Below are 11,288 nucleotides of genomic sequence, written 5' to 3'. Positions count from 1 at the left end.
TCCGCGGCCACACCGCGTCCCGGCCGCCCCGGCCCCGCGCGCCCCGCGCCCCCGGCCCAGCGCGCACACCCCGCCCCCGCGGCTCCGGCCGCTCCGGCGCCGAACCACCCGAAGCCGGCGGAGAATCGTTCCGCACCGCAGCTGCAGCTGATCCCGGCCCCGGCCGCGGGCGCCCTCGACGCCGCCGAGGAAGCGGTCGACCTGCTGCTGGAGTCCGGCCGGGCACCGGGCGACATCCTGGTGCTCACCACCGGCGAACTCCACCCGTGGGCCGCCCACGAGCTGTCCTTCGGCGAAGCCGCCTACTGGGCCCAGCACGACGCGGGCGACGACGTCTTCTTCGCTGACGCCGCCGCCGTGGGCCGCGCTGCCTCCCGGCCCGTGGTCGTCGTCGCGGTCAACGGTGACGCCGACGAGTCGGTGGCCCGTGCCCTGCCCGTCGCGCGTGACCGGGCCGCCGCCCTGCTGATCGTCTGCGGCGACCCGCAGACGATCAACTCCGCGCTGGGCGCCGGGGTCTGAGCCGTACCGCCCGGTTTCTCCGGCTTCCTCTGCGGGCAGCCGGAGAAACCGGGCGGAGTGCGGTCGGCCGGCTCCCGGTCAGCGAGCGGCGGTGCGCCGCAGCACCTCCACCGCTCCGCCACCCGTCCGCGACGGAGCCTGCCGGGTCTCGGCGACGGCGTCGGCCAGCAAGGACGGCTCGGACAGGGAACTGGGCCGCCGCCCGCCCCTGCCTTCCCCGAGCACCTGCCAGCCCCCACGCGTCAGCGTGATGTAGGCCCCGCACCGGAGCCCGTGCAGGGTGCAGGCGTCCCGGAGGCCCCACATCCACGCGCCGTCCTCCTCCGTCCACCGTTCGTCGCCCTCGCGGCAGTACAGAAGGACGGCCGTACGCACCGGGGTGCGGCGGCGCAGATCGTGCGGGACGACCCGTCGGAGTTGGGCCAGCAGGGCGTTGCGGAACTCCCAGCCGTCCGCGGCCACCGTCGCCCGGCGAGCGAACGAGGCGCTGGCGGTGAGTCGTTCCTCGTGGTCGAGGACCGCGACCACCGCGGTGGCCGGGGTGGGCCGGTGCCGGGAGTGCAGGCCGCTGACGACCTCCCGGGGACTGCGGAGCAGAGGAATGCCCGCCGAGGCCCACTCGGCCGGCTCCAGCATGCGGGCAAGGCGGTTGACGGAGTCCGCGGCAACCGAGGACGCCGCTGTCGAAGTGGCTGCGGACGGGGCGAATCCGAAGGTCACGGTCCTCCCTTCGCTACGCGCCCATGGTGCGGGCAGGGTCGAGTGAGGGCGCGCCGCGACACAGCCCTTCCGGGCCCGATAAGGAACTGTGCGGGGGCGGCTCCAATTCTTCCTGGCCTACCGGCAGGCGGCAACGAGCAATTGCTGTGACTGACGGGAATCAGCCGGAATGACACTGATATCCCTGCTATCCCTGCCCAGGCGCGCCCCCGATGACTCCACCTGTCACCCCTGAACCGTGAGGACCAGCGGAAACATCCATCGGTGCGCAGGGCCGCGGATTGTGCCGTTGTCAGTGCCGTGAGGTTGCATGGGGGCATGAGCAACCAGGAGCTGCGTGCCGAGGCCGACGCCATCCTCGCTGAGCTGGTCGGCGACCAGGGAGGTTCGGCGCGCCTGCGCGAGGACCAGTGGCAGGCGGTGGCGGCGCTGGTCGAGGAGCGCCGACGGGCGCTGGTCGTGCAGCGCACCGGCTGGGGCAAGTCCGCGGTGTATTTCGTCGCCACCGCCCTGCTGCGCCGTCGCGGCTCCGGCCCCACGGTGATCATTTCGCCGCTGCTGGCCCTGATGCGTAATCAGGTCGAGTCGGCGGCGCGGGCCGGAATCCGGGCGCGCACCATCAACTCGGCCAATCCGGAGGAGTGGGAGACCATCTACGGGGAGGTCGAGCGCGGCGAGACCGACGTTCTCCTCGTCAGCCCGGAACGCCTCAATTCCGTCGACTTCCGTGACCAGGTGCTTCCCCGGCTCGCGGCCACCACCGGTCTGCTGGTGGTCGACGAGGCGCACTGCATCTCCGACTGGGGCCATGACTTCCGCCCCGACTACCGCCGACTGCGGGCGATGCTGGCCGAGCTGCCCGCGGGCGTCCCGGTGCTGGCCACCACCGCGACCGCCAATGCGCGGGTCACCGCGGACGTGGCCGAGCAGCTGGGGACCGGTGCCGGTGAGGCCCTGGTGCTGCGCGGTGCGCTGGAGCGGGAGAGCCTGCGGCTCGGTGTCGTGCGGCTGCCGGATGCCGCGCACCGCCTGGCCTGGCTCGCCGAGCACCTGGGCGAGCTGCCGGGCTCGGGGATCATCTACACCCTCACCGTCGCCGCGGCCGAGGAGGCCACCGCCTTCCTCCGGCAGCGCGGCTTCCCAGTGGCCTCGTACACCGGGAAGACGGAGAACGCCGACCGGCTCCAGGCCGAGGTCGACCTCCAGGAGAACCGGGTCAAGGCGCTCGTCGCGACCTCGGCCCTGGGCATGGGCTACGACAAGCCCGACCTGGGGTTCGTGGTGCACCTCGGTTCGCCGTCCTCGCCGATCGCCTACTACCAGCAGGTGGGGCGCGCGGGTCGCGGAGTGGCCCACGCCGATGTCCTGCTGCTCCCGGGCAAGGAGGACGAGGCCATCTGGCGCTATTTCGCGGACACCGCCTTCCCGCCCGAGACCCAGGTCCGCCAGACCCTCGCGGCCCTCGCCGACGCGGGCCGGCCGCTGTCCGTACCCGCCCTGGAAGCGGCGGTGGAGCTCCGGCGCACCCGGCTGGAGACCATGCTCAAGGTCCTCGATGTGGACGGTGCGGTCAAACGGGTCAAGGGCGGCTGGACCGCCACCGGTGAGCCATGGGTCTACGACTCCGAGCGGTACGCCTGGGTGGCGCGCCAGCGGGCGGCCGAGCAGCAGGCCATGCGCGATTACGTGAGCACGTCGCAGTGCCGCATGGAGTTCCTGCGGCAGCAACTGGACGACGAAGGCGCCGCCCCGTGCGGCCGCTGCGACACCTGCGCGGGCGCCTGGGCCGACTCCGCCGTATCGCCCGAGGCGTTGACGGGAGCGGCCAAGGAGCTGGACCGCCCCGGGATCGAGATCGAGCCGCGCCGCATGTGGCCGACGGGAATGTCCGCACTGGGCATCGACCTCAAGGGACGCATTCCGGCCAAGGAGCAGTCTTCCACCGGGCGTGCCCTGGGGCGGCTCTCGGACATCGGCTGGGGCAACCGCCTGCGCCCCCTGCTGGCCGACAACGCCCCCGACAGCCCGGTCCCCGACGATGTTCTCCAGGCCGCGGTGGCCGTCCTCGCCGACTGGGCGCGTTCACCGGGCGGCTGGGCGTCCCAGGCTCCGGAGGCCTCCGCCCGTCCGGTGGGAGTCGTCGCCGTTCCGTCGCTGTCCCGCCCGCGGCTGGTCGGCTCCCTCGCCGAGGGGATCGCGTCCGTCGGGCGTCTCCCCTTCCTGGGCACCCTGGCGTACACGGGGCCGGACGGCGCGCACACGGCCCGCCGCAGCAATTCCGCCCAACGCCTCAGGGCGCTCTCCGGCGCCTTCGCGGTCCCCGAGGAGCTGGCCGCCGCCCTGGCCCGTACGCCCGGCCCCGTCCTGCTCGTGGACGACTGCACCGACTCCGGCTGGACCCTCGCGGTCGCCGCCCGGCTGCTCCGGCGGGCGGGCGGCGACCAGGTGCTTCCCCTGGTTCTCGCCACGGCGGGCTGAGAATGGCCCGCCCCGGGGCTCGTCGCCGCTCGGACGCCGAGGGCGCGGGCGTACCGGGACAGGCCGACGGGATCGGGCTTGGGCATCGAACGCATGACGCGTACTGACGGCGCCTGAGTCCGACATGAAGTGCCCTTTCCGAGATGCCGTCGCGCGCGTGCGGGCCACCGCTCCAGCGGCGGTGGAGACCGACTGGACGACCGCAGCCCCGGCCCGTCGGCGGCTCGCCGGGAACAGCTCGCCCGGGGAAAAGCTCCCCGCGGAACGGCTCGCTCGCCGGGGAACAGCTCTCCATGGAACCCGATGGCCCGACAGACCGCGAACGGCCGGGCCAGGCTGTGGATAACGTTATCCACAGGGGTTTTCGGATGTGGCGGAGCGCGGGATCGTCGAGCCATGAACAAGCACCACGAATCCACCGGCCCGGCCGACGAACAGCAGATCACCTTGCGCGGCCCCGCCGAACTCGCCGACGCCCTGCCGTATCTGATGGGCTTCTACCCCAACGACAGCGTTGTGATGGTGGCATTGCACGGCGGCCGCGGCCGGTTCGGCGGCCGTCTGCGGCTCGGCATTCCGCAGGCGCCCGGCGAATGGGGGCCGGTCGCCGATCAGCTCGCGGAGTGCCTGATCTCGGGGAGCGAGCGCCGCGAAGGACGGCCCGACGCGATCGTGATCTTCCTCTGCCAGGACTCGCCGGACGGCTCGGGCGGACAACCGACCATGGAGCGCCTCAGGCCGTTCGCGCAGCGCCTGCGCACGGCGTGCGGAGCCCTGGACGTGCCTGTGCTCGAAGCGCTCTGCATCTCCGACGGCCGTTACTGGTCCTGGCGGTTTTTGCCTGCACTCTCCGTGTCCCGGGCCGCTGTGTTGCGGGTGGACGGCGTCTGGCAGCGGACGCGCGTCGTGGCTCTGGCGGCGTGATGTCTCATTCGGGGCTCAGCAGGGGCCGATGGTTGTGGTGCGTCGTGGGCGGGGCAAGTTCGTGACCTGTCGGTGTGATCCGTCGCTGAGCTGTTGACGCAGGCTCTCGATCTCAAGGTGTTGTGCGGCCAGCCGCGAAATCGCTTGTTGCCTGAAGTCGGTCAGCTCCTGGACCTCGGTGTCGCGCTCGTCCAGTCGTCGGCGGAGGTTGGTGATCTCCTCTTTGAGCCGGGTGATCTGGGCCTCGCGCGGGTCGGGGATAGTGCCTGCTTGCTGGAGAAGATCGCGACGACGGGTGAACTCCTCGGCCAGGTGTTGGAAGGGGCCGGGCCGTCCCTCCTTGGGATAGAACCCGGTGCGGTTCACCCCGGCCTGGGTGGCGAGGGTCTTGATGTCGCATCGCCCGCCGGGCGGGATCTCGCCCCGCAGGAGACGGTCCATGGCTGCTCGGATGCGGTCCTCGGCCTGCTGTCGTTGGTCGTCGTTGGTTCGCATGGGTCCCTCACTGGGTGCTGTTGCTGGCAGCGCTGTCGATCTCGTCGAGGACGCGTTGAGCGCGGTCGAGCTCGGCCTGGAGGCGGAGGCGCTCGCCCTTCTGGGACCGGCTGAGGGAGCCGATGAAGGTCTTCGTCCGGGTGACGTTCTCGGCCCAGACGGGCCGGTGGCAGGGGTGGTGGGTGGCCTGCGGGCAGCGCGCGGAATCACACATTCCTGTCAGGGGTCTGCTGGCGTCCGGGGTTCCGGCGAGCTTCAGGCAGAGGGCTTTGCTGGGGTCGGCGAACCAGCAGTAGTTCGCGGTCCCCAGGTGCAGGGTGCCCGCCCGCTTGGCCAGGAGATTGCGGAGGTCCCGATCGCTGGACCGGACGTGGGGTGAGGCAGCTGCCTGCCGTGTGAGCTCGTGGTCGACGTGGTGGAAGAAGGCGATCAGGTCGCGGGCCCCGGGCCCGCTGGGCATGATGCCCTGCTGGTAATTGCGGAACTCGTCAGCGGCGAGAGCGAGGTTGCGTTCCTGTTCGTGCTCGTTGACCTCGGCCAGCAGTTTGGCCTGGGCTCCGCCGGGTCGCGCGGTGTATCCCTCGGTGGTGACCACAGACAGGTGCTTCAGCGCGATCTTCGCGGCCAGCATGCCGTTGGGGCGGTAGGCCAGTTCGATGCTGAGGGTTCGCCGGAGCATCCGCAGGTTGACCTGGCCGTCGGGGATGGGGGTGAGTCCGAGCCGCTGGCCGCGGGGGCCGTTGACGAAAGGGAGAAGAGCGCGGGTGTGTCCCGCGTGGAAGCTCACCCGTCCGAACAGCGACTGGCCGGGAAGAGGGGCCGCGAGTAGCTGTTCGGCGAGTGCGACCGCCCGGTGTACTTCCTCCAGCACGACCCACTCGTCATCGAGGCCGCCGAGCTTCTGTCCTTTGATGATCTTGCTCGCGAGGCTGTGGCGGACCAGGCCGGGCCCGATCTCGGTGGTGCGGCGGCATCCGACGAGGAGTTCGGCAAGCTCGCTGTTCCTCATGCCTGAGAGGGTCGCGATGACCGTCAGAGCCGCCTGCCGCGCGATGCCTGCCAGGTCCTGGACGTCCCGGGTGTGCAGAGGCAGGGTCCAGGGCACCAGCTCCAGGGTGTCCGCGCGGGGGACGGTCGGCTGGCTGCGGCCCCAGGGCTTGGCCAGGCCGACCTCGGCGAGGGCGTCCTCGGTGAGCCTGCGAAGGGCCGGGGTGAGCATCGAGGCCCGGAACTCGCCGCAGCCGGCCCGGGTTGTCAGCGCCTGGAAACTCACCCGCAGCAGCGGGTCTTCGCGGTCCCAGCCCCGGGCAAGCCGCTCGTCGAGTTGGCGGTCGATGATCTCGACCAGCGGTTCCCCGAGGTATCGGTGTTCATCCAGCGCCCGGGCAAGGTCGGCGGTCCGCGGCCGGTGCCCGCCGGTCTTGCCCGGGCGGCTCTCGACCTGTCGGAGGAGCCTGACCATGTGGGGTCCGAGGACGTCCACGATGTAGAGGCAGGCGGCGAGCAACGGGGTCAGGATGTGCTCGGGAACGGGCTGGGTCTTGTTCTCCGCCTGCTTGGCATTGCCGGCGACCGTGGCAGGCCGGGCGAAGTTCCAGGGGCGGAAATCCGGCTGGTAACGGTCACTGGTGAACAACTCGCCGTAAAAAGCGAGATCCATGATCGTGGTGACGATCGCCCGCTTCTGCGAGGAGCTGGTATCCCGGAGCGGGCGCCCGTGCTTGTCACGGATCTTGCTGTGGAAGTGGAGGTAACGCTGGCAGTGCTCCTGCCTCACCTCGCTCAGGCTCTCGACTCCTTGGCCAGTCAGCCAGTTCAGCCAGGGGGCCAAGAGAGGGACGAAGCGGGCGGTGGTCGCCAGGGCCCGAGGGGTGCGATAAGCCCGGGGCAACTGGGCAACGGCCGGATGGGCCGGCGCGCAATAGGCGATCAGCAGTTCCTTGGCCACCAGCCGCCACCGCGGGTTGATGATCTTCGTGAAGTCCCAGACCAACTGCCCGGCCGACATCTGCTTCGGCCGCCCCTGGATGCCTCGCAGATCCCACACGTCCTCGTCGAACATCGGCCGCGGGAAACCGGGCTCCCGGGACCATCCGGCCAGCTCGAAGACATCGGCGCCGGCGAACGGCGAGGACGCCGCCGCCTCCGGGGCGGCGAGGGCTTCGGTCATGCGGTTCGCTCCTCGGGTCGCAGGGGCAACTCGTCATCGATGTCGGCGACTTGACCGGCGGCCTCGGCCAGCACCGCCGGGTCGAAGTGGTCCAGGACCTGGGTAACCCGCTGGGCATAAGGGCCGAAAACGGCCATGAAGTGGTCGGACGGCATGTGCCGCCACTGCCGGGCGAAGAAGGCTTTCAGCCGCAGCAAGTTGACCGCATGCCGCGGAGCGAAGACAGCCAGTGGACAGAGCAGACAGACCCAGGGACGGGCGGGACATGGCTTCCCCTTCGGCCCGTGCAGCCCGGCCAGCTGGTCCGCGCAGGCCGCGACGAACACATCCCGTTCGCCGCCCACGAGCTCGTTGATCGCCGTGTCATCCAGTTCCAGCCGGGCGATGACCTGCGGGTAGTCCCGTGCGAGGGCGACGGTGGCCTCCTCGGACAAGACCGTGGGAGCCTGGGCCCGGCGGACGAGATCACCCTGGGCCTCTTCGATCAGGGCCTGGACCGCCTGCTGCTGAGCCGGGGTCGCCGCGGTCAGGTAGTGGTCGCCTTCGACGGCGGGGGTGTGGTTCGGGTCGATCACCGCCCGGGGGCTTCCTGACCAGGCGCGTCGGTCGCGGTGGCTGTGGAACGTGGTCCTGATCCGCTGCCGGTGAACCGGGAACGGGGCGCCGGTGTCGTCCAGCAGACCGTGCCGGCGGACCCAGGCCCGCACGGAGATGTCCGTCATCCGCGCCGTCTCGACGATGTCCCCACCCCCGCCGCGGCGGCGGGGACAGTAGCGGATCCACAAAACCCCGCGGTCTTCCTCCGGGGTATGGGACCGAAGCAGGGCCGAGTGCTCCAGCCACCGCTCCAGCAGCCGCACGGCCCTGCGGGAGAGGTTCAAACTCTCGCGGGAGGTGCGGCCCTTGACGTAGTTCAGCAGCACCTCGGAATCGCCGGCCCACTCGACATCGCTCAGCCCGAGTCCATCGATGCCGTCGGGGACGATCCCGGTGTAGGCCCCGAACAGCAGCTGGTAGGAGATCACCGTGTCCGGCAGTGGGAACAGAGCCGTCCTCGTGTCGATCATCAGGCGGCGGACAGCCAGGGCCGTCTTCTGCCGGACCCCGAGGGAGAACTTCAGCTGGAGATAAGTGATCGGGCCGTGGTGAGCCTGGAGCCAGCTCAGGTTGTCGGCGGACCACACTCCGCTCTCGCGGGGATCACAGCCCCGGCGGGCGCCGGCGACGGCTGCGGTGTGAGCGGTGACGGCTTCCCGTACGTTTCTGCGGCAAAGGTCGATCAGCCGGGCCCACTCGGCTTCGGTGTAGGGGGTGAAGGCTTCCGTCCGGCTGGGCTGGTTGAACGGGCGGCCCTCGGTCATCAGACGGATCTGCCGTGGGAGCCGTCCTGTTTCGTCGTCCCAGGCGTTCAGCAGCATCCTGGTGTGCCGCTCGTCGCAGTACCGGGCGGACATCCAGAACTCGATCAGGTCCGTCCGCCTCACGTCCCCGGCGCCGCCGGTGAATCCGCGGGCGTCCAGGAACAGCACCAGGCGCCGGGCCGAGATCAGGTGCTTGTCAACGGTTGACCGCGAGGCCAGTCTCCCGTGCGGATGAACCAGGTTGACCAGTCCGAGCATCAGGTCTCGGGACAGCTCCGGACAGCGGCCAGGGGGCATCAGCCCTTGGCGGTTAACGCCGTCAGCGGTGACGTAGGAGATGCCAACGGGATCGTGGAGAACAGCAGCGGTCATCAGATATCGTCCTCGTCGAATTCGGCGTCCGCCTCCAGCTCGGCTTCCGCGTCACTGATCAGCCCGTAGTCCCGGCCGGCCTGTTCGTAGGCATCCCGGAAGATTCGGGTCATATCCAGCCGCCGCAGGTACTTTTCCGTGGTCAGACAGCTGGAGTGACCGAGCAAATCCCGCAGCACCATCAACGGGTCGGCCTTCGCCAGGTAGAGAGTCAGGCCGGCGTCCGCGTCGGTGTCCTTCACCAGCCGTGCGGCCTGCTGGTAGTAGCCGCTCACCAGCCGGGCCAGGGTCTGCATCGAGAAGGTGTGCCGCGTTCGGTGCGGGAAAACGTGCGGAAATCGGGGCTCGAACCGTTCCCGGATGCGGTCCGCGGTCCGGGAGAAGACCGTGGGCCAGGCGGTGAACGGACCGCCGTCCGACCGCACCGCCAGAAGCATCGACCCGCCGTCGGGCGCCACCAGGCGCCGCCGTTCCGAGGCCCGCAGGTCCTGCCAGGACAGCCGACGGCCGTTGATCCGCCCGCCCCACTGGTCGGCTTCGGTCACCACCAGCGGCGGTCCCCACCGCTCCGGCGGCCGCCAGCTGGAGCCGTCCGCAGCCAGGGCCCGGTCCAGGTCCCGGTATCGGTGCAGCTCGGCAAGCGTGTCGTAAGGCACCCAGGTGGTGCGGAACTTGCGGCCCTTGGCGATGCCGGACGGCACCGGCAGCGGAACCGGCAGTCGGGTCGGAACCGGCGGAAGCGGCGGAAGCTCGACTGCGAGGTAGTAGGTGAACTCCTGCGACCGCAGCCCCGTGTCCAGGGTGAACCTGCCCACGGCGCCGTTGCGGGCCAACTCCCGTCCCCGGAACTGCTCGTCCTCCCCGTCCGGCCCCAGGCCCCGCAGGCCCCGGACGAACAGCTCCGCGAAGTCGTCCTCCAGGTACTTGATCGTCACGTGCGGCTTCGGCACCCGCCGGACGGCCTGGTTCACCGGGCGCCGGGTGACAACGTCGGCGAAGAAGACCGTGGCCTGCCGGTAGGTGAACGGCTCCGCATCCGTATATCCCTCCGCCACCGCCCACCGGTAGAGGAGCGACAGGATGCTCACGTGCTGGTTCCACGTGGTCGCCGCCAGCCGCGCGTCCAGCGGCCCGCAACCCCGGTGCACCGCGTACGCACTCAGCCCGGACTTCAGCGCGTCGCGTTGATCAAACAGCCCGATCCCGTGATCGCGGAGGAAGACCGCCCAGTCCCGTACGGCGCGGGCGTAGACGCCCCATGACCCCGGCTCCGGGCATCCGTTCAAGGGCAGCTCTCTGAGCCACTGGTTCACCGCCACCAACGGCCGCGGCGATGCCGGACCGTCATCGAAGCGCAGATCGCTGTCGACCAGGACCGGCATCTGCTCGGGGATCACCGGCTCGTGTTCGAGCTCCCACGTCTCCCAGCCATCGGACTTGAAGAACACCAACTCCACGGCCGGGGAGCGTACGGATCACACCCATCCGCCTCGCCGGATCCCTGCTGGCGTCACCCGAACGAGACACAAAGACGACCAACTGAAAAACCGCAGGTCATCGCCTATCGAGACACGGCAGAAGTGCGAGAGAAAACTGCTGCCCCGACCCCCGGTGCTGCCCCGAACAGGGAAAACCCCTGGCCATGCCCGGTACGACGGTGATGGCCGCGGCTGCCACCTACGCGGGAGTCCACGTCCGGGGCACGCTGCGTGACATGGAAGCAAGGCTCCGGCCCTGGCAGGCCCCGGCAGCGGTATCCGCCCAGGAAAGGGCGCTGGACGAGGCAGGGCCGTCGCTGATGATCAGGATGCTCGACGAGCAGGCCAAACAAGCGGTCGCGGCGGAGACCCTTGAACGGGCCCGCACACTCATGGCCCGGATCGAGGGGGCGCAGCCCGCGCCTCCGGCCCTCTCGGACGCCGGCGACGACCAGCTGATCGCCCCCGACGAGGCCGCCGCCGTCATCCTGGGGCTCCAGGACCGGGAGACCCGGGACAAGGCCGCCGCCTGGATGGAAGGACCAACAGCGCATGCGGCGCTGCGCCTCTGGCGGACACTGGCCCGGCGCTGCGTCGGGTCGTACCGGGAGCACGCCGCCGCCCCACTCACCCTGGCGGGCTGGGTGTCCTGGTCTGTTAACTGCACCAACTTGGTGATCCGCTCGACTCGGGGGCCGTGACTCGTGAGCATTTGGACGTGCATGAGACTCCTTCGCTTCATCGAGATCTGATTGACGGACGTGCTCG

7 protein-coding genes and 2 pseudogenes are annotated in these 11,288 nt (G+C 70.4%); 4 read left to right on the top strand and 5 right to left on the bottom strand.

Features of this window, described 5'->3' with window-relative positions; genetic code table 11:
* A partial coding sequence (locus CIB93_RS35845) for a hypothetical protein (RefSeq protein ID WP_257002518.1) occupies positions 1–522 on the top strand: 522 nt, incomplete at its 5' end.
* A 78-nt stretch (positions 523–600) separates the two neighbouring features.
* On the opposite strand, the gene CIB93_RS35840 is transcribed toward CIB93_RS35845, so the two are convergent.
* Complete coding sequence (locus CIB93_RS35840) at positions 601–1,242, bottom strand: hypothetical protein (protein WP_096632971.1); 642 nt, start codon at positions 1,240–1,242, stop codon at positions 601–603.
* Positions 1,243–1,560: 318 nt separating this feature from the next.
* Between CIB93_RS35840 and CIB93_RS35835 the strand changes: the two genes are divergently transcribed.
* On the top strand, positions 1,561–3,720 hold the full coding sequence (locus CIB93_RS35835; protein WP_096632970.1) for a RecQ family ATP-dependent DNA helicase: 2,160 nt from the start codon (positions 1,561–1,563) through the stop codon (positions 3,718–3,720).
* Between the two features lie 396 nt (positions 3,721–4,116).
* Positions 4,117–4,551: pseudogene (locus CIB93_RS35830) on the top strand (DUF4192 domain-containing protein); the annotation flags it as partial.
* A 108-nt stretch (positions 4,552–4,659) separates the two neighbouring features.
* Here CIB93_RS35830 and CIB93_RS35825 read toward each other — a convergent pair.
* Genes CIB93_RS35825 through CIB93_RS35810 form a run of 4 tightly spaced genes read right to left on the bottom strand, consistent with a single transcriptional unit; the run spans position 4,660 to position 10,499 of the window.
* Positions 4,660–5,139: a hypothetical protein gene (locus CIB93_RS35825; RefSeq protein WP_096632969.1), complete on the bottom strand. Its 480-nt coding sequence runs from the start codon at positions 5,137–5,139 to the stop codon at positions 4,660–4,662.
* A gap of 7 nt (positions 5,140–5,146) precedes the next feature.
* On the bottom strand, positions 5,147–7,309 hold the full coding sequence (locus CIB93_RS35820; RefSeq protein WP_096632968.1) for a hypothetical protein: 2,163 nt from the start codon (positions 7,307–7,309) through the stop codon (positions 5,147–5,149).
* Complete coding sequence (locus CIB93_RS35815; protein ID WP_096632967.1) at positions 7,306–9,042, bottom strand: hypothetical protein; 1,737 nt, start codon at positions 9,040–9,042, stop codon at positions 7,306–7,308. The genes CIB93_RS35820 and CIB93_RS35815 overlap by 4 nt, the downstream gene beginning before the upstream one ends.
* Positions 9,042–10,499: an integrase gene (locus CIB93_RS35810; RefSeq protein ID WP_096632966.1), complete on the bottom strand. Its 1,458-nt coding sequence runs from the start codon at positions 10,497–10,499 to the stop codon at positions 9,042–9,044. Before CIB93_RS35810 ends, CIB93_RS35815 begins: the two co-directional genes overlap by 1 nt.
* A 137-nt stretch (positions 10,500–10,636) precedes the next feature.
* Here CIB93_RS35810 and CIB93_RS35805 point away from each other — a divergent pair.
* A pseudogene (locus CIB93_RS35805) lies at positions 10,637–11,176 on the top strand (DUF4192 domain-containing protein); the annotation flags it as partial.
* Between the last annotated feature and the right edge of the window lie 112 nt (positions 11,177–11,288).

It is taken from the genome of Streptomyces sp. WZ.A104 (assembly GCF_002382885.1).
Classification (GTDB): Bacteria; Actinomycetota; Actinomycetes; order Streptomycetales; family Streptomycetaceae; genus Streptomyces.
The sequence above is the reverse complement of the archived record's forward strand: the minus strand, read 5'-3'. Positions and strand labels throughout refer to the sequence as shown.